Source organism: Planosporangium spinosum (genome assembly GCF_049999945.1).
Lineage (GTDB): Bacteria > Actinomycetota > Actinomycetes > Mycobacteriales > Micromonosporaceae > Planosporangium > Planosporangium spinosum.
Window position 1 is genome coordinate 1 of sequence record NZ_JBLYUB010000026.1, and the last position, 26663, is coordinate 26663.

Below are 26663 nucleotides of genomic sequence, written 5' to 3' on the forward strand. Positions count from 1 at the left end.
TCCCCGGCCCCTCCCGGCCCCTCCCGGCCCCTCCCGGCCCCTCCCGGCCCCCTCCCATGATCACGGAACTTTCTCCGCCCTCCCGCACGGAAAAGTTTCCGTGATCACGGAATGGGGAGGGGCGCGGGTAACTGGCAGGACGGGCCACACCGGCGCCCGCCGCCGCGCCAGCCTGCCGCGCGGAGCACGACACCGACCTGCGCGGCGACGGCGCACGGCTGACCGGTGACGTCCGCCCAGCCGTACCGCAGCACCCGTGCGCCCGAGACGACGGTGAGGTTGTCGCGGCGCATGTCCCGCCACCTCGCCTCGTCCGGGTGGGCGGCCCGGCCGTCTAGTTCCACGACGACACCGAACTCGACGTACCGCACGTCGTCGTAGCGCCGCCCACCGGAACGGGCGACGGCGTACTGGCGGTCGCCGGCCGGTAGCCCGTGCGCCCGCTCGACATCGCGCAGGTACCGCAGTTCCAGCGGCGACTCGGCCCCTTCCGCGACGTCGCACACCGCCGCCAGCAGCTCCTCCCGCCAGCGGAGCTTCTTGCGCGCGTCGATCGCCGCGGCGATCCGCTCCGGGCGGCTGAGCCGGCGCCCGCACGCCCGCGTGATCCAGGCCAGCGCCTGCGCCACCGAGGGAGCGGTCTGGGTGAGGTCGACGACGGTCTCCTCGACCCGTGTCTGCGGCGGCAACCGGATCGGATGCCGCGCCGCGTCCACCCGGGAGGAGCGATGGACCACGATGCCGGCGGACCGCCGTACCCTACGCCGGGTCGGCACCGTGACGTGGATCGGGTACTGCGGCTCGTCGACGAGGCCAGCCATCTCGGCAGCCGACTCGTGACTGAGCACCGCGCCGTCACCGGCCCGGAGAACGGCCGCCCACAACAGACAGTCACGGCCCAGTGGACCGTTGTGGGTGGCATAGACCGCGCCGGCGACCGCTGCCACCGGTTGCGCAGCCGGGCTTCGATCGCCTCGTCGGTGAGACCGCACTCGTGCGCCTGGCGGCGGGTGACCACTCCGCACTGCCGGGCGGCTATCCCCTCGACCCGAGCGGCTCCCCCATCGACCCGAGCGTTTGTCTCGTCCCACCGGGCGGTTGTCTCGTCCCACCGGGCGGCCGTCTCATCGCGCACCGACCGAGCGTGCCGGACCCGACCACGTTGACGCTGCCCCACCTTGTTCCCTGTGGACAACACATCCACAGCTCCCATGATCACGGAAACTCATCCGTGTCAGAGCACGGAAGAGTTTCCGTGATCATGGGAGAGGGGCGTCAGACGGACGTGGTCCGTACCAGGGTGCGGATCTGGCGGAGCAGGACCGACAGCGGTGCCAGGTCGGCGTTGGACTCGTCGAACTCGCTCATCGCGTTGCGGATCCGGGTGATCGAGGCGACGTTGCCGTGTTCCCAGTCCAGTACCCGCCGGTCGGCCGGCGCCTCGCCGGCGGTCGCCGCCAGCACCTCACCGGTCAGCCCGGCCAGGGCCGCGTACAGGTCGTACCGCAGCGCCATCCGGGCCGTCGTCTGCCACCGGTTCTCCCGGGGCAGCGCCGAGATCTTCGACAGCAGGTGGTCGACCCGGAACCGCTCGGACAGCGCAAAGTAGACGCCCGCCACCTCGTCGATGCTGCTGCCGGTGGCGTGCGCGGTCTCCACGATGTCGAGCAGGCCGAACGCGTACATCAGCCGGGTGGCGTGGTCGGCGACCTTCTCCGGCAGCCCCAGCTTGACCAGGCGCTCGACGTTGGCCCGCAGGGTCTGCCGCTCGTTGCCCCGGAACAGGGTGCCCAACCTGGGCAGCAGCGCGGCGACGCCGGGCCGGAACCGGCCGATCTCACCGGGTACGTCCAACGGGGACCGACGGTTGGACACCAGCCACCGGACGGCCCGGTCGAGCAGCCGGCGCATCTCCAGGTACACGGCGGTCTGCGCCTCCGTGTGCACCCGACCGTCCAGCTCCTCGACCGACCGCCACAGCTCGCGCAGCCCGAAGACCTCCCGGACCACCACGTACGCCCGCAGCACGTCGGCCGAGCTCGCGCCGGTCTCCTCCATCGCGCGGTAGAAGAACGAGGTGCCACCGCGGTTGACCGCCTCGTTGACCAGCTGCGTCACCACGATCTCGCGGCGCAGCGCGTGCCGGCCCATCTCGGCGGCGTACCGTTCGCGCAGCGGTGTCGGGAAGTAGTCGACGAGGACCTCTCCGGTCCACTCCTCGTCCGGCAGCGACGAGTCGCGCAGCTCGTGCTCGAGCGCGAGCTTGACGTACGACAGCAGCACGGCGAACTCGGGCGTGGTCAGGCCGATCCCGTCGGTCGCGCGGGCGTCCAGTTCCTCGTCGCCGGGGAGCGCCTCCAGCTCCCGGTTGAGCTCGCCGCGCCGCTCCAGGTCGGCGATGATCCGCCGGTGCACCGGCAGCAGCGACCGGCTCTGCGCCCGCGCGTTGCCCAGCGCGCACGCCTGGTTGTAGTTGTCGCGCAGCACCAGCTCGGCGACCTCGTCGGTCATCTCGGCGAGCAGCTCGTTGCGCTGCTCGCGATCCAGGTCGGTCGCGCCGAGCAGGATCTTGATGTTGACCTCGTGGTCGGAGCAGTCCACCCCGGCGGAGTTGTCGATGAAGTCGGTGTAGATGTACCCGCCGCGTCGGGCGAACTCGACCCGCCCGCGCTGAGTGAAACCGAGGTTGCCGCCCTCGCCGACGACCCGGCAGCGCAGGTCCCGGCCGTTGACCCGGACCGCGTCGTTGGTCTTGTCACCGACGTCGGCGTGCGACTCGGTGGCGGCCTTGACGTAGGTGCCGATACCGCCGTTCCACAGCAGGTCCACCGGGGCGGTGAGGATGGCCCGGATCAGCTCCACCGGCGACAGCGCGGTGACCGACTCGTCGATGCCGAGCGCTTCCCCCATCTGCGGCGAGATCGGAATCGACTTGGCGGTGCGCGGCCAGACCCCACCGCCCTTCGAGACGAGCGAGGTGTCGTAGTCGGCCCACGACGACCGGGGCAGGTCGAACAGGCGCCGCCGCTCGGCGTACGACCGGGCGGCGTCGGGGTCGGGGTCGACGAAGACGTGCCGGTGGTCGAACGCGGCGACCAGTCGGGTGTGTTCGGACAGCAGCATCCCGTTGCCGAACACGTCGCCGGACATGTCGCCGACGCCGACGCACGAGAAGTCCTCGGCCTGGATGTCGCGGCCCAGCTCGCGGAAGTGCCGCTTGACCGACTCCCAGGCGCCCCGGGCGGTGATGCCCATCTTCTTGTGGTCGTAGCCGGCCGACCCGCCGGAGGCGAACGCGTCGCGCAGCCAGAAGCCGTAGCTCTCGGAGATCTCGTTGGCGATGTCGGAGAAGCTGGCGGTGCCCTTGTCGGCGGCGACCACCAGGTACGGGTCGTCGTCGTCGTAGCGCACCACGTCCCGCGGCGGGACGACCTTGTCACCGTCGAGGTTGTCGGTCACGTCCAGCAGTGCGGAGATGAACAGTCGGTAGCAGGCCACCCCCTCGGCCTGGTAGGCCTCGCGGTCGGCGCTGGTCTCCGGGGCCCGCGCGGTGCCGCCCGCCGACGGCAACGCCCGCTTGAGTACGAAGCCGCCCTTGGCGCCGGTCGGCACGATCACCGCGTTCTTCACCATCTGCGCCTTGACCAGGCCCAGGATCTCGGTGCGGAAGTCCTCGCGCCGGTCGGACCAGCGCAGGCCGCCGCGCGCCACGGCGCCGAAGCGCAGGTGCACGCCCTCGAAGCGGGGCGAGTACACGAAGATCTCGAACGTGGGCCGGGGGGCCGGCAGGTCCGGCGCCCGCTGCGGGTCGAGCTTGAAGGCCACGTACGACTTGGGCCGGCCGTCGGAGCTGCGCTGGAAGAACGACGTGCGCAGGGTCGCGGAGATCAGGGTCAGGTACGCGCGCAGGATGCGGTCCTGGTCGAGGCTGGTGACCTCGTCGAGCTGGGCGGTGAGCGCGTCGACCAGCTGTTGCGCCTGCGCCGACCGGTCGGTCTCGGACAGCGCCAGGCGCGGGTCGAAGCGGGTTTCGAACAGCGCGACCAGCAGGGCGGCGATTCCCGGGTACTGCAGGAGGGCCTGCTCCATGTACTCCTGCGAGTACACCGCACCGACCTGGCGCAGGTACTTGGTGTACGCGCGCAGCACGACGACCTGCCGCCAGGTCAGCCCGGCGATCAGCACGAGCGCGTTGAACCCGTCGACCTCGGCCTCGCCGCGCCACACCGCCGAGAACGCGTTCTCCACGTGCGGGCGCACGTCGGCCAGTTCCCGGGCGTCGGCGGGCAGGCTCAGGCCGAAGTCGTACACGTAGATCGTCGCGTCGTCGCGGTGCACCTCGTACGGGCGCTCGTCGGTGACGCGCACCCCGAGCGAGTGCAGCACCGGCAGCACGTTCGACAGCATCATCGGCTCGCCGTACCGGAAGACCTTGAACCGGACGTCGCGGTCGTCCTGGCGGCGCCGGAACACGTGCATGACGAGCTGCCCGGGCTCCTCCAGCAGCTCCAGCTTGGCGATGTCCTTGGCCGCCTCGGACGGGGTGTGCTCGTCCTTGTACGCCTCGGGCAGCGCCTCGCCGTAGCGCAGGTACAGCGTCTTGGCCTGCTCCTCGCCGAGCTTGCGCTCGAGCACCAGCCGCAGGTCACCGTCCCACAGCCGGGTGGCGTCGGACAGCTGCCGGGTCAGCGCGGCCACGTCGAGGTCGCGGGGCGGGTCGGCCGGGTCGGTGCGCACGATGAAGTGGATGCGGGCCAGCAGCGACTCCGACACCCGGGTGGTGAAGTCGACGCCGACGCCGTTGAGCTCGCGCAGCAGGATCTCCTGCAACTTGAGCCGGTTGTGCGTGGTGAACCGGTCCCGGGGCAGGTAGAGCAGGCAGGAGATGAACCGGCCGTACGCGTCGCGGCGCAGGAACAGCCGCAGCTGCCGGCGGCCGGCCGTGCGCAGCACGCCCATGACCGTGCGGTACAGCTCCTCGGTACTGATCTGGAACAGCTCGTCGCGCGGGTAGGTCTCCAGGATCTCCAGCAGGTCCTTGCCGGAGTGGCTGCGCGGCGACAGCCCGGAGCGCTGGATCACCTCGTTGACCTTGCGCTTGACCACCGGCAGGTCACGCACGCTGGTGCGGTAGGCGGTGGAGGAGAACAGGCCGAGGAACCGGCGCTCGCCGACGACGTTGCCGTCGTGGTCGAACATCTTGAAGCCGACGTAGTCGAGGTAGGCCGCGCGGTGCACGGTCGCGCGCGAGTTGGCCTTGGTGATGATCAGCAGGCGCTTCTCGAGGGCCTTGGCGTACGCCTCCGGCGTCATCGACGACAGCATGCGCGGTGCGGCGCGGTCGGCGCGCAGGATGCCCAGGCCGGTACCGAGCACGGCCTCCAGCAGCCGCTCGCCGGCGTCCGACTCGACCAGCCGGTACTCCCGGTAGCCGAGGAACGTGAAGTGGTCGTCGACCAGCCAGCGCAGCAGCTCGACCGAGTCGGTGATGTCCTTGTCGGGTACCGGGAGCTGGGCACCGGCCAGGTCGTCGGCGAGCGCGAGGGCCTGCGAGCGCATCTTCGGCCAGTCCTCGACGGCCTCCCGCACGTCGGTGAGGACCCGGGTGAGCTCGTTGCTCAGGCCCGTGATGACCTTCTCGTCGCGGATGCGGTCGATCTCGATCCGCATCCAGCTCTCCACCATGTCGCCGGGTTCGGCGTCGGACGGCTCCACCCCGGTGCGGATCTCGCGCAGCGCGCCGAGCGGCTCCCGTCGGACCACCACCAGCGGGTGGGCGAGCAGGTGGATGTCGACCTGCCGGCTCGACAGCGCGGCGGTCACCGAGTCGACCAGGAACGGCATGTCGTCGGTGACGATCTCGATGGCGGTGTGCTCGGCCGGCTCGGTCGCCGGGGTGATCCGTACCTTGAGCTGCCCGCGCAGCCGCTCGCCGGCCAGTTCGCGGTGCGATACGGTCGCGGCGACCAGGTCCGGTGCGGCGCAGCCGGCGAGTTCCTCGTCGGACACCAGCCGCCAGTACTGGCCGACGAGCGCGGCCAGCTCCGCGTCGCCGTCCGCGCCGGCCAGCGTGATCGCGCCGGTGACCAGGCGTTCGGCGTTGGGCAGGGGGCGCTCGAGTTCGGCATCGTCGGTGAGGCCACCCTCCAGGCGGTGCGCCGGCGCCGCCTTACGGACCATGCCGGCGGGTCCACCCCCGCCGGTGCCGGGCCAACCCTGGTTCGGGTCGACCGCCGCATCGACGCGCAATGCGCCGGCTATGTCCGCCTCCGGGCCCGCCGTATCGACGTGTCCGACCCGGGCCTGCCGGGCCCCGGAGTCGGAAAGGTCATCGACACCCGCCGCAGTGTCGCGGTCCATGCGTGCACTCCCCTCGCCCCCACGACGCTGTGGGGGACCGTCTGCGCTCAGCCTAGGACGTGCCTGAGTCCTACCCGATTCAGCCGACCCCGATACCACCGTCCAGATGCATAGACCTGACCGATCGGACAGTAAGCCATCGTCATAAAGCCGACTCAGGCCCGGTATGACCGGATAGTTCCGATGCGGACAGTGCCAACGGTAGCGGACAATGCCGGATCGTGGATCCCGTTCCCACTATCGGCGGGGTCCGGCCACCCTGGAAGGAAAACGGCATGCCACGACCCGGCGGACGCGGTCCGCAACGCTGGACCGCGCGCCTCGTCGGCCTGGCCCTGCTCGCCACCGGCGTGAGCGCCTGCTCGTCGACGCCGCCCGACCGTACGCTGCACGCGTTCGCCAACGCCCTGGCCGCCGGTGACTTCGGCTCCCTCGACGTCCTCACCAACAGTGGCCAACCGGTCACGAAAGACACGCTGGCCAAACTGGAGGGTGACCTCGCCGGCCGGAAGCCCACCGTGAAGGTCGACAAGCCGACGGTCAAGGGAGACTCCGCCACCGCCACGCTCAGTTACTCCTGGCCGGTGGGTACCGGCGTGACCTGGGAGTACAAGAGCGTCGTGGAGGCCAGGAAGGCCAAGGACGACACGTGGCAGGTCTTCTTCGAACCGACCACGCTGCACCCCGACCTCACCACCGGCGACACGATCGCCGTCAGGCACACCGCCGCCGACCGCGGCGCCATCCTGGACGGCTCGGGCGCACCGCTGACCAGCAAGCAGAAGATCATCACGGTACGGGTGCAGCCCAACGAGGTCACCGACGTCGACGGCACCGTGCGGGCGCTCGACGCCGCCTTCAAGTCGGTCAAGGCAGACGTCGGCGACATCGACCTGACCGAACTGCCGGGGAAGATCAGGGCCGGCGGCACCGCGGCGGTCGACGTCGTCTCACTGCGGGAGCCGGTCTACGTCAAGATCCGCGGCAAGATCCACGACCTCGCCGGCCTGTACTTCAGCGAGAGCTTCCGCACCCTCGCCCCCACGCCGACGTTCGCCAAGGCGCTGCTCGGCCGGGTCGGCGAGGTGACCAAGGAGGTCATGGACGCCAAGCCGGGCCGGTACCAGCTCGGCGACCAGGTCGGCCTCGGCGGCCTCCAGCAGCGCTACGAGGACCTGCTCGCCGGCTCGCCCGGCGTGTCCGTGGTCATTCCGACCAAGTCCGACAAGGTGCTGTTCAGCACCGACCCGAAGCCGGGCGGGGCACTGAAGACCACGCTCGACCCGAAGGTCCAGAACGCCGCCGACGCCGCGCTGGCCGGCCAGACCGCCCGGTCCGCCCTGGTCGCCGTGCGGGTCAGTGACGGGGCCGTCCTCGCGGTCGCCAACGGGCCGGACGGCGGCGACCTCAACCTCGCCCTCACCGCGCAGGTACCGCCCGGCTCGACGTTCAAGGCCGTCACGGCGCTGGGCGTCCTCGACAGCGGCTCGGTCACCGCCGACTCGGTCGTACCGTGCCCGAAGGAGTACACCGCCCCCGGCGGCACGCCCATCCACAACGCGCACGACTTCGTCCTGGGTGACGTGCCGCTGCACGTGAACTTCGCCCAGTCCTGCAACACCGCGTTCGCCCAGTTGGGGGCGAAGCTCGGCCCGGACGGCCTGGCCGCGACCGCGAAGACGCTCGGCGTCGGCGTGCCATGGGACCTCGGCACCGACGTGTTCAGCGGCACCGTCGCCACCGGCGCCGACTCCGCCGAGCAGGCGGCCGCGGCGTTCGGCCAGGGGAAGACGCAGGTCTCACCCGCGGCACTGGCCGGCGCCGCCGCCGCGATCGCGCGCGGCCGGTGGCAGCAGCCCACGCTGGTCCTCGACCCGGCCCCGGCCAAGCCGGCCCAGCCCGGCCCGCAGCTCAAGGCCGAGTCGGTGGCGGCGCTCAAGCAGATGATGCGCGAGGTCGTCACCGACGGTACGGCCAAGGCGATCAGCAACACGCCCGGAGCGCCGATCTACGGCAAGACCGGCACCGCCGAGTACGACAACAACGACCCGAACAAGACGCACTCGTGGTTCATGGGCTTCCGGGGCGACGTGGCGTTCGCCGTGTTCGTCGAGAACGGCGGCCTGAGCAGCGACGCCGCCGTACCGGTCGCCGGCAGGTTCTGCGTGGCGCTGGGCTGACTCCCCGTTACGGATCCTGGACACGTCGCGGCGCCATCGGCCCGTCACGTGTTCAGGATCGCGAAGGGTTACGCCGTCTCCGCCGGTGGCGCCGGCACGGCGGACTCCGCCGGGGTCCGCGCGGCGGGTACCTGACCGCTGCCGGCCGCCCGTACCTGCTCGGCCAGGCCGGCGAACGGGCGCACCCGCTCGACCACGGCGGGGTGCTCGGCGGCCGCGTCGTCCGAGCCACGTGCGGCTGGAACCCCCGGCTGAGCCGGCACCTGGGGACCGGGCCGGGTACCCACACCCGCCGGCTCCGGTACGGAATCGTCGCGCCGCCGCAGCGGAATGCCACCGGGCGGCCGCCGGGACAGCGCGACGCGGTCGGCGTCGGTGAGGTCGGAGGCGCCCGTCCGGAGCGTGATCACCCCGGCGCGCGGCGTGTCCCCCACCGGCGTCTCCGCGCCCGCGGCCGGCTCGTCCTCGGCAGGCACCCCGTCCACGGGCACCTCGTCCTCCGCGGGCACCTCGTCCTCCACGGGCACCTCGTCATCGGTGCCCACGTCGGCGGCGAGCGCCAGGTCCGCCGGGACCGTCTCGACCACGGCCGGCGCCAGGTCCGGTACCGCCAACAGCGCCACGACCGGAACGGCCACCGGTGCCGCCGGCGCCCGGACCTCCTCCCGCGCCGCCGCGGCGGCGGCCGCCAGCGCGTCCCAGTCCAACGGCGCGACGGCCGTCGCGGGCAGCAGCCCGGCCACGAGCGTCTCGACGACCTCGGCCGCGTACGCCCCGCTCGGGTCGTAGTCCGGGTCGAAGACGGTGATCTCCACCCCGAGGCAGTGTGGGGTCGCCACCAGGCCCGCCAGCAGCAGCTCGAGTTCGGTGTAGGCGATACCGCCCGGGTCCGGGGCGTCCACGGCCGGCATCACGGCCGGGTCGAGCACGTCGACGTCGAGGTGCACCCAGTACCCGAGACAGTCGCTGAGCAGACCGCGCGCCCACTGCGCGGAGCGGGCCGGGCCCTCGGCGCGCAGCTGCGGCACCGCGCGGTAGGCGATGCCGGCCGTGTGCAGGTCCAGCCGGTGCTCGTCGTGGCCGCGGATGCCGAGCACCACCACGTCGCTGTCCCGGACGTACGGCCGGCGGTTCTCGATGGCCGCCAGATCGGCCTGCCCCCGCCCGGTGACCAGCGCGAGGTCCTCCCCGGCCGCCGCGCCGACGTAGGAGGCGTTGCCGGGGTGCCGGAAGTCGGAGTGCCCGTCGATGTAGACCAGGCCGATTCGACCGTCCAGGTCGGCCGCCCGCCGGTTGACCGCCAACGCGCTGCCGATCAGGATCGAGCAGTCCCCGCCGAGGACCACGGGGAACTCGCCCCCGTCCAGCAGGGTGCCGATCCGGTCGGCTAATCGCCGCGAGTACCAGGCGATCTGCTCCGCGTGCGCCACCCCGTCACCCGGGCGCCAGTCGCCCGGGTCGTACCGCGGTGGCGTCACGCAGCCCGCGTCGCGGGCGGACAGCCGCCCCACCAGGCCGTGGTCGCGCAGTGCGCCGGGGGCTTTCGCACAGCCGGGCACCGAGGTCGCGGTCGGTGGCCGCAACCCCAGGTTGGACGGAGCGTCGAGGACGGCGATCCGGCGCAACGCGTTCGCGCCCGGCCTAGAACAGCGCGTTCGCCAGCGCGCGACGCGCCGCGGCGACCGCGGGATCGTCGGGACCGGCCATCACGAACAGCGACAGCAGGTGCTTGCGGACCCGCTCGCGGTCGTCGCCGGAGGTACGCCGGACGAGGTCGACGAGGCGCCGGTACGCCTGCTCGGCCTGGCCGCTCAGGACCTCCACGTCGGCGGCGAGCGTCTGGGCGTCGACGTCGTCCGGGTTGGTCGCCGCTTCGGCGAGCACCGCCCGCGGGTCGACCCCGGAGACCCGGCGCAGCAGGCCCACCTGGGCCAGGCCGGCCTCGGCCGCCTGGTCGGCCGGGCTGTCGGCCAGGATCTTCTTGTACGCCTGCTCGGCGACGTCCAGGTCGCCGTTGACCAGCGCGTCGTCGGCGGCCTCCAGGCGCGGGTCCTCCGGCGTGGCGACCTCCACGCCACCGGCCTTCAGCACCGCGTCGATCCACTGGCGTAGCTGGGTCTCGGGCACCACACCGGTGAACGCGTCGACGGGCTGACCGCCGACGATCGCGTACACCATCGGGATGCCCTGAACCCGGAACATCTGGGCGATCCGGGGGTTGGCGTCCACGTCGACCTTGGCGAGCACCCACGAGCCGCCGCCCTCGACCGCCAGCTTCTCCAGGACCGGCGACAGCTGCTTGCAGGGCCCGCACCACTCGGCCCAGAAGTCGACCACCACGGGGGTGGTCATCGACCGCTCGAGCACTTCCCGCTGGAAGGTGGCCTCGGTGACGTCGATGACGGCCGCGCCCGACCCCGGCGCGGCCGGCGCGCGGTCGCCCGGCGCGGCGGCACCGGCGGCACCGGCGGCGGTCGAACCCGGGGAGGCAGCCGGCGTGGACGCCCGTTGACCAGCCGCCGAACTGGCGCGCAGCGCTCCGAGGTCCACCGCTCCGCGGGTGAAAATCGAAGAACTCGTCCGTGGATCGCTCATGGTCCCTAGTCTGGCACGTTGGCGTCTGGCGTGTTCAACGCCGCCCGCAAGGATGTACCCCGCGGGCGGCGTCGGGTGTCCGACAGCCGACCGAGCGGCACGCCGGGGACTAGAACCGGGCCGGCTCGCGGTACACGCCCCACTCGTCCCGGAGCGCGTTGCAGATCTCGCCGAGGGTCGCCTCGGCGCGGGCGGCGTCCAGCATCGCGGGGACCATGTTCTCGTCGGTGCGCGCCACCCCGACCAGGCGGGCCAGGGCGGCCGTCACGGCGTCGTCGTCGCGCGCGGAGCGGCGCTCGGCCAGTACCCGCTTCTGTTCCCGCTCGACCTCGTGCGAGATCCGCAGGATCTCCAGCTCGCGGGCGACCGTGCCGGTGTGGCAGTTCACCCCGACGATCTTCTTGTCGCCCTTCTCGAGGGCCCGCTGGTAGGCGAACGCGCTGTCGGCGATCTCGGACATGAACCAGCCGTCCTCGATCCCGCGCAGTAGCCCTGCGGTGATCGTGCCGTCGCCGCCCATGTCCCGGATCCGGGCGAAGATCTTCTCGGCCTCGGCCTCGATCCGGTCGGTGAGGGCCTCGACGTACCAGGAGCCGCCGAGCGGGTCGGCGACGTTGACGACCCCGGTCTCCTCCATGAGCACCTGCTGGGTCCGCAGCGCGATCTCGGCCGCGGAGTCGGTGGGCAGCGCCAGCGTCTCGTCCAGGGCGTTGGTGTGCAGCGAGTTCGTGCCGCCCAGGACGGCGGCGAGCGCCTCGACGGCGGTCCGCACCACGTTGTTGACCGGCTGCTGCGCGGTCAGCGACACCCCCGCGGTCTGCGTGTGGAACTTCAGCCACAGGGCCTTCTCGCTGGTGGCGCCGTACACGTCGCGCAGCCAGCGGGCCCAGATCCGGCGGGCGGCGCGGAACTTGGCGATCTCCTCGAAGAAGTCGACGTGCGCGTCGAAGAAGAACGACAGCCCCGGCGCGAAGACGTTCACGTCCAGGCCGCGCGACCGACCCAGTTCCACGTACCCGAAACCATCCGCGAGGGTGAACGCCAGCTCCTGGGCGGCGGTCGCCCCGGCCTCCCGGATGTGGTAGCCGGACACCGACAGCGGCTTGTACCGGGGGATCTCGTGCGCGCAGTACTCCATCAGGTCGCCGATCAGGCGAAGGTGCGGCTCGGGGGCGAACAGCCACTCCTTCTGGGCGATGTACTCCTTGAAGATGTCGGTCTGCAGCGTGCCGTCGAGCTTCGAGGTGTCGGCGCCCTGGCGCTCGGCGGCCACCAGGTACATGCAGAAGATCGGCACCGCCGGGCCGGAGATCGTCATGGACGTGGTGATGTCGGCGAGCGGGATCCCGTCGAACAGCACGTCCATGTCGGCGGCGGAGTCGATCGCGACGCCGCAGTGGCCGACCTCGCCGAGGGCCTGCGGGTCGTCGGAGTCGCGCCCCATCAGCGTGGGCATGTCGAAGGCCACGGACAGGCCCCCGCCACCGGCGCCGAGCAGCATCTTGTACCGGGCGTTGGTCGCTTTCGCGTTGCCGAAGCCGGAGAACTGCCGGATGGTCCAGGCCCGGCCGCGGTAGCCGGTCGGGTACAGGCCGCGGGTGTACGGGTACTCCCCCGGCCAACCGATCCGCTCGAATCCGGGCACGTCGGAGCCGGGTGGTGGCCCGTACACCGGGCCGACCGGCGATCCCGACAGCGTCGTGAAGTCGGCGTCGCGTTTGGGTGCGGCGTCGTAGCGTCGCTGCCAGCGCTCGCGTCCGGCCTCGATCTCCTGGGCGTCCATGTGTCGGATCCCCCTCGCCGTGCGACGTTCGTGACGTCCTTCACACCGATACTAGGGGAGAAACCTGAACGATCGCTAAGGAAGTGGTGACCGGCCCACGGCGTCGCCCGCTCCGGGGGCCGATCACCCCCGGACCAGCACGGCACACCCGTCGGCCAGCCGCAGCTCGGCGTCGCAGGCCGCGGCGGCCTGCGGGTCGTGCGTGGCCAGGACGACGGCGGCGCCGCGCCGCGCCTCCTCGCGCAGCAGGTCGAGCACCACCTGCCGGTTGGCCGCGTCCAGCTGGCTGGTCACCTCGTCGGCGAGGACGACGTCGCCGCGCATCGCGAGCCCCCGGGCCAGGGCGGCACGCTGCTGCTGCCCACCGGACAGCTCCTCGACCAGGTGGCCGGCCTGGTCGGACAGGCCCAGCCGGGCCAGGGTCGCGGCGGTGTCCCGGTGCGCCTGCGCCGCACCGGCCCCCGCGGCGACCAGCGCCACCACCACGTTCTCCTCGGCCGTCAGGACCGGCGCCAGCCCGTTGTCCTGCGGGATCAGGACCACCCGGCAGGCCAGCGCGTGGTCGTGGTCGCGCAGCGGGGTACCGCCGACCGCCACGCTGCCACGCCGCGGCCGCACCAGCCCCGCCATCGCCCACAGCAGGGTCGACTTGCCGGCGCCCGACGGGCCGGTCACCGCCAGCAGCCGCCCCGGCCCGACCGCGACCGACACGTCGGACAGCACCGGCGCGTCGAGGTCGTAGGCGAGGGTGACGTCATCGACGCTGAGCATCAGTACTCTCCACGGTGGAATTGCCCGAGGGTACGAGCAGCACGCTGCCGTCATCGCACAGCTCGACGCCGAGCAGGGTCCCGGGCGGCACCGCGCGCAGCACCTCCTGCGGCAGGTGCACGGCCCCGTCGCGCCCCACCACGGCGTAGTCCTCGCCGCGGCGGCCTTCGGCGCCGACCCGCCCGTCCCGGATGGTCACGGTCCGGTCCATCCGCCGGCCCGCCTGCGGGTCGTGGGTCACCACCACGACGGTCGTACCGGTGCGGTTGACCGCCTCGAGCGCGGCCAGCACCTCGTCGCGGGCCCGGCTGTCGAGCTGGCTGGTGGGTTCGTCGGCGAGCAGCAGCCCCGGTCGCGCCGCGAGCGCGACCGCGAGCGCGAGCCGCTGCCGGTCGGCCGGCGCGAGGGCTTTCGGGCGCAGCCGGTGCCGGCGCCGGTCGGTCAGCCCGACCAGTTCCAGCACCTCGCGCGGGGCGGGCAGCCCGCGGGCGGGCCGGGCGGCGCGCTGGGCGAAGCGGACGTTCTGCTCGGCGCTCAGGTACGGCAGCAGGTTGCGATCGGCGCCCTGCAGGACGACACCCACCTCGGTGGCGCGCATCCGCTGCAGCTCGGCGTCCCCGGCGCGGGTCAGGTCGTGCCCGCCGACGCTGATCCGGCCGGCGGCCGGCCGGATCAGCCCGGCCAGCAGCGACAGCAGCGTCGACTTGCCGGCCCCGGACGGACCGAGCAGCGCCACCGACTCGCCGGCCGCGATGTCGAGGTCCACCCCGGCGAGGGCGACCACGTCGTAGCCCTCCAGCCGGTAGATCGACACCACGCCCCGGCAGGTGACGGCGAGGCCGGGCGCGGCGTCCCGGTGGTGCGTGCCGGAGCCGGCGTCCCGGCGGGCGGACACCGTACCGGCGGCGCCGGCCGCGTGCTGACCTCTCACCGCAGCCCCTCCCGCAGCCGGTCCGGCGTGGCCCGGCCGGCCATCCGCAGCACCGCCGCGACGGCGACGGCGAACCCGAGCACGGTCACGCCCAGCGCGACCGGCAGCACGCCGAGGGCCGGCCGGTACCCCACCGCGCGGGCGGTCCCGACCGTCACCAGGGGCAGGCCCGGCAGCATGACCGCCGCGCCGGCGACCCCGGCGAGCAGGCCGACCAGCAGCGGCACGCCCAGCAGCAGCCGGTACTCGCGCAGCACCGCCCGGCGCAGCACGCCCGTGCGCACGCCGGCGACCCGCAGCGCCGCCAGCTCGTAGCCGCGTGCCCGCGCCCCCACGTACGCCGTCACCACGACCACCCCGACGGCGAGCAGCAGCGCGGTCGCGCCGGCGAGCAGGTACAGCCACAGCCCGAGCGCCGGGGCGCGCCGGCCGAGCTGGTCGAGGTAGCCGGCCATGGTCTCGGTACGCAGCACCGGCACGCCGGCCGCGCCGAGCCGGGCCGCGAGGTCGCCGGGGGCGGCGGCAGAGGCCCACACCTCGTACCGCAGCGCACCGGGGTCGGCCAGCGCCGAACCGCGCTCGGCCGCCCGTACCGCGTAGTCCAGGTCGAACAGCAGCCCGTGCCGGCCGGCGCGGGGCAGCACCGCGCCGCGTGCCGCGACGGCGAAGGCGAGCGGCTGCTCGGCCAGCCCGGGGAACCGGAACTCGGCCGCGTGCGGATCGTCGGCCGGGGCGGTACCGGCGAGGACCGCCGGCAGCGTCTCCGGCGCGTCGGCGTAGTCCACCAGCACGTCACCGCGGTCGGCCGAGGACACCTCGATCCGCAGGGCGGCACCGGGCCGGACGGTCACCTCGGTCTGCGCCGGGTGCCGGCCGGCGCGCCACCGGCCCGCCTCGTCGAACGCCACCGGCACCGGGGCGGTACCGGTACGCACGCCAGTGACCGACAGCGCCAGCGTCACCGGCTCGGCACCGGGTACGGCGCGGGCCAGGGCGAAGCCGGTCAGCCGGCACCCCTGGGCACAGCCGGCCGGTAGCGCCGCCCGGTACTCGTGCGGGCCGCGGACCAGCGCACCGAGCGGTACGGTGCGCGCCGGCCCGCCGGGCGCGGCGACCACCGCCGCGAGCTGGACCGGCCGCGCGGGTGGCGGCTCGACCGTCGCCGTCACCGCCAGGTCACCAGCGGTCAGCGTGAGCGCCGGCGCGACCGGAGGGTGCAGCCGCCGGGCGAGCGCGTCCAGCGCCGCCCGGTCGTACCCGCGCCACACCGCCACCTCCGGCAGCCGTTCGGCCTGGACGCCGAGCAGCTCCACCGAGCCGTCGCCGTAGCGCTGGCTGGTGCGGACCACCGTCATGGTGTGGCCGCCCGGGTCGGCCCGGGCGACCGCGGCGGCGAGGGCGTCCGGATGGTCGGCGGCGACGGTGTAGACCCGCTGCGCGCCCAGGGCGTCCGCGGCGTGGTCGCGGCGGGCCACCGCGGCGACGTCCCAGGCCGTGGCGGCGAACGCCAGCAGGGCGACGGCGACCGTCACCGTCACCGCCAGGCGCTGCCCGGCCGGCCGGCGCGACAGGTGCGCCGACGACAGCAGCGTGACCAGCCGGCCCCGGCGGCGGGCGGCGGGCAGCCGCAGGCGCGACCAGATGCCCAGGACCCGTGCCGTGGCGATCCCGGCCACGACCGCGAGCAGCGGCGGCGCGAGCAGGGCGAGTGGCGCGGACCGGTCGCTGACGGCGGCGACGAGCGACGCGGCGGCGAGCGCCACGACGACCCCCTCGGCGACCCCGGCCCGGCGCGCGGACCGGCCGGGGACCCGGCGCAGCAGCGCCAGTACCGGCCGGCGCACAGTGCCCCGGCCGGCGAGGGCGGCCGCGGCCACCGCACCCAGCAGCGCCACCCCGGCGGCGGCGAACGCGGCCGGGCGGACCTGGGCGTGGGTACCCGCGGCGAGGACGAACCGGGCCGCCACCTCCACCACGACGACGCCCACCAGCAGCCCGACCGGCGCGGCCGCCGCGATCAGCAGCAGGGCCTCGCCGAGCCCGAACCGGACGGTCCGGCCGGCCGGGAAGCCGCGCAGCTTCGCCAGCGCGACCTCCGGGCCGCGCTCCTCCACCAGCGCCGCAACCAGGCCGAACAGCACGAACCAGCACAGCGCGAGCAGGGGTACGGCGATGACCGGCGCGGTCCGGCCGATCGCCGCCTGGTCGGCGGCCGCGTCGGCGAGCACCGACGGCAGCGCGGTCGACAGTTCCAGGTCGTCGGCGCGCACCCGGTTGACCAGGGCGCGCACGCCCTCGCGCAGCGCCGGCACGTCGTCGAGCGCGATCCCGGCGGTGTCGAGCCGGTACTCCAACCGGGTCGACAGCGCGGCCGACCGCTCCAGCCGCAGGTCGTCCTGGGCGTTGGTGAACACCGCGTCGAGGCGCTCGGCGGCACCGCCGGTATCCGCCGGGTCCGCCCCGAAGTAGACGGTCCGGCCCCAGTACGCCTCGGCCGGGTCGTTCGGGGTGTACAGGCCGACCACCCGCAGCCGGTGCGGGTGCCCGGCGCCGGAGCCGCCCAGCTGCGTGTCGACGAGGTCACCGAGGGCGATGCCGGCCGCCCGGGCCGAGCGCTCGCTCACCGCCACCTGGCCCGCCTCGGTCGGGCACCGGCCGGTCAGCCGGAGGTGGGCGCAGACCCCGTCCCGAAAGGCCAGCCGCGCCGCGAGACGGTCATCGCGCGAGACGAGCGTGACCTCGGTGTCGACGGCGGCGACCGGGCGTTCCAGCCGGTCGGCCACTCCCGCCCGGCCGGCCAGGGCGGCGTCGACGGCCCGGCGGATCTCGGTGGTGTCGAGGTACGCCGACGGCGACTCCTGTGCCGTACCCCGTGCGGCGACGACGAGCGTCGTGGCGTCCGGTGGCGCGGAGCGCAGCGCGTCGGTGAGTACCGACTGCTGGGCGGCCCGGGCGTACACCGGCGCGAGCACGGCGGCGGTCGTCGCCAGCAACGCCAGCACGAACACCACGAGCGAACGCCCGGCCCGGTACCCGATCCCCCGCAGCATGACGGTCCAGGCCGTCAACCTCGTCACCCCTTCGTCTCCACTCGCGCCGTCCGCGAGGGGCCCACCATAGCGAGGGATCGAGGTCGCTGAGAAGATCACCGGCCCGGGTGAGGATCACGGCCTGGCTGTCGAGGCCGGCCGGCAGATCGCGGGCAGGTGGCCTAGCCGTCGAGGCCGGCCAGCAGATCGCGGGCGGCGGCGTACGGGTCGAGCTTGCCGGCCGCCACCCGGGCGGCGAGATCCGGCAGCGCCGAGCCGTCGCGCAGGGAACCGATCCGGGCCCGCAGCTCACCCAGGGCGATCGCCTCGATCTCGGCCGCGGCGCGGTTCTCCCGCCGCCGGGTCAGCTCGCCGGAGGTCTCCATCCAGCCGCGGTGCTTGTCGATCGCGGCCATCACGTCGTCGACACCCTCGGCGCGGTTGGCCACCGCCCGGACCACCTGCGGCCGCCACTCGCCGGGCCCGCGCTCGCCGAGCGCGATCATGCCCTGGATGTCGCGGTAGGTCGCGTCGGCGCCGTCGCGGTCGGCTTTGTTCACCACGAACACGTCGGCGATCTCCAGGATCCCGGCCTTGACCGCCTGGATCGCGTCGCCCATCCCCGGTGCGAGCAGCACCAGCGTGGTGTCGGCCAGGCTCGCGATCTCGACCTCGGCCTGACCGACCCCGACGGTCTCGATGAGCACCACGTCGCAGCCGGCGCCCTCGAGGACCCGTACCGCCTGCGGGGTCGCGGCGGCCAGGCCACCGAGGTGGCCCCGGCTGGACATGGAGCGGATGTAGACGCCCGAGTCGGTGGCGTGGTCCTGCATGCGTACCCGGTCGCCGAGGATCGCCCCGCCGGTGAACGGGCTGGACGGGTCGACGGCGAGCACCCCGACGCGCTGACCGCGGGCGCGGAACGCGCGTACCAGCTCGTTGGTGGTGGTGGACTTGCCGACCCCCGGGGAGCCGGTCAACCCGATGACCTGGGCCGCCCCGGCGTGCGGGGCGAGCGCCGCCGCGACCTCGGGCAGCACCGGGTCGCCGTTCTCGACGAGACTGACCAGCCGGGCGACGGCGCGGTGGTCACCCGCGCGCGCCGCCGCCACCAGCGCGGGTACGTCCCGACTGCGCCGGATCGAGGTGACCGTCAACGATGCTCCCTGGGTGGTTTTCCGTCACTGATGAGGCACCAGGAGGGCGCCCCTCGTCCCGCCGGTGCGGTGAGCGGGGCGCCCTCCTGAAGTGAACCCGGTGCCCTGACGGGCGGGTCGTCGGCTCAGGCGCGCGGTACCCGCAGCAGCAGGGCGTCGCCCTGGCCGCCGCCGCCGCACAGCGCCGCCGCGCCCAGCCCGCCACCGCGGCGCTTGAGCTCCAGCGCGAGCGTGAGCGCCAGGCGGGCGCCGGACATGCCGATCGGGTGGCCGAGCGCGATCGCGCCACCGTTGACGTTGACCTTGTCGGGGCTCGCACCCAGCTCCCGGGTGGAGTGGATACCCACGGCCGCGAACGCCTCGTTGATCTCGATCAGGTCGAGGTCGTCGACGGTCAGCCCTTCCTTGCCCAGGGCGTGCTTGATGGCGTTGGCCGGCTGGGCGAGCAGCGAGTTGTCCGGCCCGGCCACGTTGCCGTGGGCGCCGATCTCGGCCAGCCACGAAAGCCCCAGCTCCTCGGCCTTGGCCTTGCTCATCACGACGACCGCGCAGGCGCCGTCGGAGATCGGCGACGAGGTCGCCGCCGTGATCGTGCCGTCGGAGGTGAACGCCGGCCGCAGCTTGGCCAGCGACTCGGGAGTGGTCTCCGGGCGGATCTGCTCGTCGTCGGTGACCAGGATCGGGTCGCCCTTACGCTGCGGGATCTCGACGGGGACGATCTCCTCGGCGAAGTGGCCGTTCTTCTGGGCGGCCGCCGCGCGCTGGTGGCTGGCGGCGCCGAACGCGTCCTGGTCGGCGCGCGAGATGCCGATCTTCGCGGTGTGCCGCTCGGTCGACTCGCCCATCGAGATCTGGTCGAAGGCGTCGGTGAGGCCGTCGAGCGCCATGTGGTCGGAGACGGTGACGTCGCCGTACTTGTACCCCTGCCGCTGCCCCGTCAGCAGGTGCGGTGCGTTGGTCATCGACTCCATGCCGCCGGCCACGACGATGTCGAACTCGCCGGCCCGGATGAGCTGGTCGGCCAGCGCGATCGCGTCGAGGCCGGACAGGCACACCTTGTTGACGGTGAGCGCCGGTACGTTCATCGGGATGCCCGCCTCGACGGCGGCCTGCCGGGCCGGGATCTGGCCGGCGCCGGCCTGCAGAACCTGCCCCATGATCACGTATTGCACCTGCTCTCCAGCCACGCCGGAGCGCTCCAGAGCAGCCTTGATGGCGATACCGCCCAGCTTCGTCGCCGGGAAGTCCTTGAGGGCGCCGAGCAGCCGACCCATCGGGGTGCGCGCGCCGTTGACGATCACCGAGGTCATGGATTCTGGCCCTTCGCGAGTTCTATCTCACAGGGAATACTTAACGATGATTAGGTCAGACTAACGCCATGACGGACGACTCTTCGACGTTGCATACGTCACCCGGAGCGCAGGCGGAGTCCGACGGCCTGCGGCAGGCGCAGGCGGGATCCCACGGCCTGCGGCAAGCGCAGGCAGCATCAATAGGCCTGCTGCGCATCGACCACGTGGGCGTGGCGGTGCCCGACCTCGACGCCGCCATCGAATTCTACGGCCGCACGTTCGGCATGACCTGCGTGCACGTGGAGACCAACGAGGAGCAGGGCGTACGCGAAGCGATGCTGTCGGTGGGCCCGGACCCGTCCGGCGGCTGCGTGCAACTGCTCGCACCGCTGTCGCCGAACTCGACGATCGCGAAGTTCCTCGACCGCAACGGGCCGGGGGTGCAGCAGGTCGCGTACACCGTGCGCGACGTCGACGCCGCGTGCGAGGCGCTGCGGGCACGGGGCATGAGACTGCTGTACGACCAGCCCAGGCGGGGTACGGCCAACTCCCGGATCAATTTCGTACACCCGAAGGACACCGGCGGCGTACTGGTCGAACTGGTGGAACCGGCCGCCTCCTGAGCGCCCCGACACCCGACCGTCACATCCGTCACCACCGGCACGTTCACCACCGCTGCCACGGCCGCCACGACCGGTCAGCGCAGCCACCACCGTCGTCGTGACCGCGGCGCCCGACCGGCGCCGCCGGCACGACACCACGACCGGCACCGCCGTCACGACACCACGACCGGCGCCGGGAAGTTGTGGCCTTCCGACGGTCTGAGACCACGACTTCCGGGAAGGTGCTATTGCGCCCCGCGGCGGTCGTGGTCGCGTCGCGCCCCCGCGGACACCCGGGGTCGTGCAGTTTTTCACAACGCGGTTCCTGACGGTCGCTACTGGGCAGTAACATCTGCGGCCACGAGGCGGTCGCACCATGCCTCGCCATCAGTGCCGGTGACCGCCGCCACGCGGGGTGTCCACCGCCCGCCATCGAGCCGCAACGACACCGCAATGCCGCAACGCCCGCCGCAGTGCCGTAACGACATACCGGACCCGATGAGACATCCGACGCGCCAGCCCCAGCCCGGGCCGGCGGCGTCGCCGACCGAATCCACGACACACCTGCAGTGAAAGGTAGCGCCGTGAAGGACATCCTCGACGCGATCATGGCGGCGGAGCATGCGACGGATCCCGCCCGCGAACTGACCTCGGTCGCCGGACTCCCCGTCCCCGACACGTACCGCGGCGTCGTCGTACGCGCCGACGAGGCCAACATGTTCGAGGGCATGCCCACCCGTGACAAGGACCCCCGCAAGTCGCTGCACGTGCAGGAGGTACCGACGCCCGAGCTCGGCCCGGGCGAAGCGATCATCGCGGTGATGGCCAGCGCCATCAACTACAACACGGTCTGGACGTCGATCTTCGAGCCGCTGTCGACGTTCGCGTTCCTCAAGCGCTACGGCAAGGTATCGGCGCTGACCAAGCGACACGACCTGCCGTACCACGTGGTCGGCTCCGACCTGGCCGGCGTCGTGCTGCGGGTCGGCCCGGGCGTGACGAGATGGAAGCCGGGCGACGAGGTGGTGGCGCACTGCCTGAGCGTCGAACTCGAGGACGCGATGGGCCACGACGACACGATGCTCGACCCGGAGCAGCGGATCTGGGGCTTCGAGACCAACTTCGGCGGGCTCGCCGAGCTTTCCCTGGTCAAGGCCAACCAGCTGATGCCCAAGCCCAAGCACCTGTCCTGGGAGGAGGCCGCCAGCCCCGGCCTGGTCAACTCCACCGCGTACCGGCAGCTCGTGTCCCACCACGGCGCCCAGATGAAGCAGGGCGACACCGTACTGGTCTGGGGCGCCTCCGGCGGGCTGGGCAGCTACGCCACCCAGTTCGCGCTCAACGGCGGAGCCCGCCCGGTGTGCGTGGTGTCCAGCCCGGAGAAGGCCGAACTGTGCCGGCGCATGGGCGCGGAGCTGATCATCGACCGGACCGCCGAGGACTACAGGTTCTGGAAGGACGAGAACACCCAGGACCCCTCGGAGTGGCGCCGGTTCGGCGAACGCATCCGCGAACTGACCGGCGGCGATGACCCCGACATCGTGTTCGAGCACCCCGGCCGGGAGACCTTCGGCGCCAGCGTCTACGTCGCCCGGAAGGGTGGCACGATCGTCACCTGCGCGTCCACGTCCGGCTTTATGCATCAGTACGACAACCGGTACCTGTGGATGAACCTCAAGCGCATCATCGGCAGCCACTTTGCCAACTACCGGGAGGCGTGGGAGGCCAACCGCCTCATCGCGCGCGGCGCGATCCATCCGACGCTGTCCCGGGCGTACCCGCTGGAGCAGGTCGGGCAGGCCGCGTACGACGTGCACCGCAACGCCCATCAGGGCAAGGTCGGCGTGCTGTGCCTGGCGCCGGAGGAGGGTCTGGGCGTACGCGACCGGGAAATGCGCGCCCGCTACCAGACCGAGATCAACCGGTTCCGCGGCCGGTAGCCGGATACCCCGCCCGTGGCCGGTCCTCCACCTCCCGGAGGCCCGCCTGCGGGTGGGCCTCCAGCAACCCGCCCACGAGCCCCGTCCCGGGGTCGCGCACAGCGCTGTGCCGGCCCCGGGACGGCCGCACCGATATATCCGATCTTGCTGGCGAAGCCGCTGTTCACGCGCCCGTCACAGACTTTGGACAAACGGTGTGCGTAATCGCGCACAACCGGTACCGGTTGCCGCCTACGCCCTTGCGAAAGGCGGGGGTAGGTCTGCGAGTATGTGCCAATGCCCCAGCAGCCCCAGCAGCAGAACGTCGCATTCTTCGACAACGCGAACTCAGGGTCCGAGTTCAGCGTTGTTCTGCGCGGTTACGACCGTGCCCAGGTCGATGACTTCATCGGACGGCTCAACAGCGCGCTGTCCCAGTCCGAGCAGGCTCGCACCGAGGCCGAGCAGCGGATGAATGAGGCGCAGCGGCGGCTGCGCCAGGCGGAGCAGCGGCTCAACTCGGTCGAGCAGAAGCTCACTGACGCCAGCAAGCAGCTCGAGGAGAACAGCCGGCCGACGCTGTCGGGGCTGGGCACCCGGGTCGAGCAGATCCTGCGGCTCGCCGAGGAGCAGGCCAACGACCATCGCAGCGAGGCGAAGCGGGAGTCCGAGGGCATCGTCTCCGCCGCGCGCCTGGAAGCGCGGGAGATCACCGACAAGGCGCGCGCCGAGGCCGCCGCGATGAAGGCGACCGCCGAGCGCGAGGCGAGCAACGTCCGCACCGCCGCCGAGCGGGAGGCCGCCGAGCTGCGGGTGCAGGCCCGCCGCGAGGCCGACACGCTGCGCGCCGACGCTCAGCGTGAGACCAAGCAGCTGCGCGCGGCCACCACGCACGAGGTCGCCGAGCTGAAGGCCACGGTGGAGCGTGAGGTGGCGACGCTGCGGGCCACCGCCGAGCGCGAGATCACCCAGCTGCGCGCCAAGGCCGCCCGCGACGCGGAGGAGAAGCGCGCCGAGGCGACCAAGCTGCTGACCGACGCGCGGGACAAGCGCGACAAGGACCTGCAGGCGCTGCAGCTGGAGCTGGCGGAGCGGCGCGAGAAGGCCGAGCGCGAGGAGTCCCAGCGGCACGCCGCCGCGGTCGCGCAGACCCAGAAGCTCGTCACCGAGGCCGAGCAGCGGGCGAGCGCCGCGGAGGAGCGGGCCAAGGAGATCGAGCAGCGCGCCGAGGCGCGTCGGGTCGACTCCGAGCGGACCGCGTCGGAGACCATGGAGAAGGCCAAGACGCTGGCGGAGAAGACGGTCAACGAGGCCCGCTCCGAGGCGCACCGCCTGCTCACCGAGGCCCGCTCCGAGGCCGAGCACACCACCCAGGTCGCGCGCCGCGAGGTCGAAGACCTCACCCGCCAGAAGGACGCGGTCACCGCGCAGCTGGGTCAGATGCTCTCCGGCCTCGCCGGCATCGTGCCCACCGCTCCGGCGGCCACCGCACCGGCGGCCAAGCCGAACGGAGACGACAGCAAGAAGGCCGAGGCCGACAAGGCCGAGGACGGCGCGACGAAGGTCAACCTCTGATCTGAGCGCTGCCCGCTGGTGGCTGATGCCTGTGCGCATCGGGTCGTCCGGGTCCCGTCACGCCGGTGTGTTCCGCCGAGCGTGACGGGACCCTGCGTGTGAGGATGGAGCGCATGTCGCACGGCGGTGAGGTTTTCGCGCTGAGCCAGAGTGTCGTTGCCGAGGCGGGCTTCGACATCTCCCTACGGGGCTACGAACGACGCCAGGTCGACCGGTACGTCAGCCAGGTCGAGGCAGAGGTTGCGGCGCTCGCCGCCGAACGGGACGAGGCGTATGCGCAGAATCAGGCGCTCGCCGTCCAGATCCACGAGTTGCAGAGCCAGATATCGGAGCTACGCAAGCTGGCGGTCGCCGACTCGCCGCGGTCGTTCCGCCACCTCGGCGCCAGAGTGGAGCAGATCCTCACCCTCGCCGAGGAGGAGGCGGAGGCGATCCGCGCCAGCGCCGTCGACCACGTCCAGCGCAACAACGCCAAGGCTCACCGGATCCTCGAAGACGCCCGGGCACGGGCCAACCAGGCCATCCGCGACTTCGAACTGGCGCTCGACAGCCGTCGCAAGGAGGAGGACCGGGCCGCCGCCCAGCGGCGCGAGGCCCTGTCCGCCGAGGTCGCCGAGGCCGAGGAGTATGCCCGCCGGATGCGCGAGCAGGCCGACCAGCTCTATGCGTCCACAAAGGATAAGTGCCGGCTCCTGGAGGAGGAGACCGCCGCCGAGGTCGAGCAGACCCGGGTCCGGATGGACCAGGAGTACACCGCCCGCCGCGCCGCTATGCAGCAGGAACAGCAGGCCATGCTGGCGGACGCCGAGGAGTACGCGGCTCAGGTGCGTAACCAGGCCGAGAACCAGGCGACGACCATCGCGCAGCAGGCCGAACAGCACGCCGCCTCCATCCGCGCCCAGGCCGATCAGGAAGCCACCGACCTGCGCGCCGAGGCCCGGCGCGAGACCGAGCGGATCCTCGCCGAGGGCCGGGCCGACCTCGAGCGGGTACGCGAGGAGGCCGAGCGGCTCCGCGCCGACGCCGAACAGCTCGCCGCGCGGTCGACCGAGCGCGCCGAGGAGGCCGAGCAGCGGGCCGCGGCCGCCGAGCAACGCCATGCCGAACTCCAGCAGCAGATCGACGCGGCCGAGCAGCGGTACCGCGAGTTTGCCGACCGGATAGAGAAGGCCCAGCGCGCGCTCGACCAGGCCCGCCACGACGCCGAAGAGGCCAAGCGCATGGAGGAGGAGTCCGCGGACAAGGCCATCACGGCCGAGAGCCGGGCGGACGAAGCGCTGCGCCGCGCAGCGGAGGCGGAGCGCCGGGCGGACGACGCCGAGCGCCGCCGCACCGCGGCCGCCGAGGCCAGGACCGCCAGCACCAAGCCGGCCGAGACCAGGACCGCCAGCACCAAGCCGGCCGAGGCCAAGACCGCTGACGGCAAGCCAGCCGAGACCAGGACCGCCAGCACCAAGCCGGCCGAGGCCAAGACCGCTGACGGCAAGGGCACCGGCGCGAAGCCCACCGACGCCCGGAGCGTCGGCAAGCCGGGCGCGACCCAGTCCACGGCGGCCGACGGGGCGCGCCGCGACACCGACAAGGACACGCCCCGCCGCGGCCCCAGCAAGGTACCGGTCGACTGACCGGCCTCCGGCCGGCCGGCGCGACGGGCTACCGGTCGGCCGGCTCGGCGCCGGGGCGTGGCACGTTCGAGAACGCCGCGACGGTCCGGTCGGCGTAGGCGCTCGCGTCGCCGTACTCCATCGGGCCGTCCCACTCCCGGGGCAGCGGGTGCGCGGGCGGGTTCACCCGGCGGACGATCTCGTCGAGTACGGTCTCGGCGTCGCCGACCCAGAGATGCTTCGCGCCCGGTACGCCCACGACCTCCGCCTGCGGTACGGCCGCGAAGCGCACCGTCGCCTCGTCGGGGCGCAGGTAGTCGTCGAACTCGGGGACGAGCGCGGTGAGCGGCTTGTCAGAGCGGGCCCAGACCGCGAGGTCGTCATCGCCTGCGTAGCGCAGCGGCGGCGACAGCAGGATCGCGCCGACCACGCTCGGGTCGCAGCCGTACTTCAGCGTCAGATCGGTACCGAACGACCAGCCGACCAGCCACACCTGCGGCAGCTCGGCGAACTCGGCGTACTCGAGGGCGGCGGCCACGTCGAACCGTTCGGCCACCCCACCGCCGAACTCGCCCTCGCTGGTGCCGCGCACGCTGCTGGTACCCCGCGTGTTGAACCGCAGGACGGCGAGGTCGGCCAGGGCGGGCAGCCGCCAGGCGGCCTTGCGGAACACGTGACTGTCCATCATGCCGCCGTGGGTGGGCAGCGGATGGAGGCAGATCAGCGTGGCGACCGGCGGCCGGTCGGCCGGTACCGCCAGTTCGCCGACGAGCGTGAGCCCGTCGGCCGTGGTCAGGGTGATGTCCTCGCGATGTGCGGGCAGGATCGAGTTGGCCCTGATGGGCTGGGTCGACAAGAGATTCCT

At 72.9% G+C, this 26663-nt stretch carries 15 protein-coding genes and 1 pseudogene; 5 read left to right on the forward strand and 11 right to left on the reverse strand.

The features are described from left to right. Positions 1 to 104: 104 nt before the first annotated feature. Both ACNTMW_RS27055 and ACNTMW_RS27060 read right to left on the reverse strand, forming a co-directional pair. Positions 105 to 947, reverse strand: coding sequence for a hypothetical protein (locus tag ACNTMW_RS27055; protein ID WP_426636665.1), 843 nt, complete (start codon positions 945 to 947; stop codon positions 105 to 107). Positions 948 to 1275: 328 nt separating this feature from the next. Then, positions 1276 to 6360, reverse strand: a complete 5085-nt coding sequence (locus ACNTMW_RS27060) for an NAD-glutamate dehydrogenase (protein ID WP_426636666.1) — start codon at positions 6358 to 6360, stop codon at positions 1276 to 1278. A gap of 275 nt (positions 6361 to 6635) precedes the next feature. Here ACNTMW_RS27060 and ACNTMW_RS27065 point away from each other — a divergent pair, with 275 nt between their 5' ends. Then, positions 6636 to 8540, forward strand: coding sequence for a penicillin-binding transpeptidase domain-containing protein (locus tag ACNTMW_RS27065; RefSeq protein WP_426636667.1), 1905 nt, complete (start codon positions 6636 to 6638; stop codon positions 8538 to 8540). A 488-nt stretch (positions 8541 to 9028) separates the two neighbouring features. Here ACNTMW_RS27065 and ACNTMW_RS27070 read toward each other — a convergent pair. From ACNTMW_RS27070 to ACNTMW_RS27105, 8 genes and pseudogenes are all read right to left on the reverse strand, one after another. After that, positions 9029 to 10165, reverse strand: a pseudogene (locus ACNTMW_RS27070) (arginase family protein); the annotation flags it as partial. 16 nt (positions 10166 to 10181) lie between these two features. Continuing rightward, on the reverse strand, positions 10182 to 11135 hold the full coding sequence (locus ACNTMW_RS27075; protein WP_426636668.1) for a tetratricopeptide repeat protein: 954 nt from the start codon (positions 11133 to 11135) through the stop codon (positions 10182 to 10184). Between the two features lie 109 nt (positions 11136 to 11244). Further along, positions 11245 to 12918 carry a coenzyme B12-dependent isobutyryl-CoA mutase large subunit gene (gene icmA, locus ACNTMW_RS27080; protein ID WP_426636669.1) on the reverse strand — a complete coding sequence of 558 codons (1674 nt, stop codon included), beginning with the start codon at positions 12916 to 12918 and terminating at the stop codon, positions 11245 to 11247. 123 nt (positions 12919 to 13041) lie between these two features. Next, positions 13042 to 13689 (reverse strand): ABC transporter ATP-binding protein, encoded by a 648-nt coding sequence (locus tag ACNTMW_RS27085; RefSeq protein WP_426636670.1) that lies wholly within the window; start codon positions 13687 to 13689, stop codon positions 13042 to 13044. After that, positions 13673 to 14506 (reverse strand): ABC transporter ATP-binding protein, encoded by an 834-nt coding sequence (locus tag ACNTMW_RS27090; protein ID WP_426636754.1) that lies wholly within the window; start codon positions 14504 to 14506, stop codon positions 13673 to 13675. The genes ACNTMW_RS27085 and ACNTMW_RS27090 overlap by 17 nt, the downstream gene beginning before the upstream one ends. A gap of 110 nt (positions 14507 to 14616) precedes the next feature. Continuing rightward, positions 14617 to 17697 (reverse strand): hypothetical protein, encoded by a 3081-nt coding sequence (locus ACNTMW_RS27095; protein ID WP_426636671.1) that lies wholly within the window; start codon positions 17695 to 17697, stop codon positions 14617 to 14619. Between the two features lie 134 nt (positions 17698 to 17831). After that, positions 17832 to 18806, reverse strand: coding sequence for a methylmalonyl Co-A mutase-associated GTPase MeaB (gene meaB / locus ACNTMW_RS27100; RefSeq protein WP_426636672.1), 975 nt, complete (start codon positions 18804 to 18806; stop codon positions 17832 to 17834). Positions 18807 to 18931: 125 nt separating this feature from the next. After that, a complete protein-coding gene (locus ACNTMW_RS27105) occupies positions 18932 to 20116 on the reverse strand; it encodes an acetyl-CoA C-acetyltransferase (RefSeq protein WP_426636673.1) in 1185 nt (394 codons plus the stop codon). A 68-nt stretch (positions 20117 to 20184) separates the two neighbouring features. On the opposite strand from ACNTMW_RS27105, the gene mce reads away from it, so the two are divergent. The 4 genes from mce (at position 20185) to ACNTMW_RS27125 (ending at position 25819) form a co-directional block, all read left to right on the forward strand. Next, positions 20185 to 20721, forward strand: a complete 537-nt coding sequence (gene mce, locus ACNTMW_RS27110) for a methylmalonyl-CoA epimerase (RefSeq protein WP_426636674.1) — start codon at positions 20185 to 20187, stop codon at positions 20719 to 20721. 563 nt (positions 20722 to 21284) lie between these two features. Next, positions 21285 to 22640 (forward strand): crotonyl-CoA carboxylase/reductase, encoded by a 1356-nt coding sequence (gene ccrA, locus ACNTMW_RS27115; RefSeq protein ID WP_426636675.1) that lies wholly within the window; start codon positions 21285 to 21287, stop codon positions 22638 to 22640. 276 nt (positions 22641 to 22916) lie between these two features. Further along, positions 22917 to 24194, forward strand: coding sequence for a DivIVA domain-containing protein (locus tag ACNTMW_RS27120; protein ID WP_426636676.1), 1278 nt, complete (start codon positions 22917 to 22919; stop codon positions 24192 to 24194). A 113-nt stretch (positions 24195 to 24307) separates the two neighbouring features. Then, complete coding sequence (locus tag ACNTMW_RS27125) at positions 24308 to 25819, forward strand: coiled-coil domain-containing protein (RefSeq protein ID WP_426636677.1); 1512 nt, start codon at positions 24308 to 24310, stop codon at positions 25817 to 25819. A 28-nt stretch (positions 25820 to 25847) separates the two neighbouring features. Here the strand turns inward: ACNTMW_RS27125 and ACNTMW_RS27130 are convergent, their stop codons facing one another. After that, a complete protein-coding gene (locus ACNTMW_RS27130; RefSeq protein WP_426636679.1) occupies positions 25848 to 26654 on the reverse strand; it encodes an alpha/beta hydrolase in 807 nt (268 codons plus the stop codon). Between the last annotated feature and the right edge of the window lie 9 nt (positions 26655 to 26663).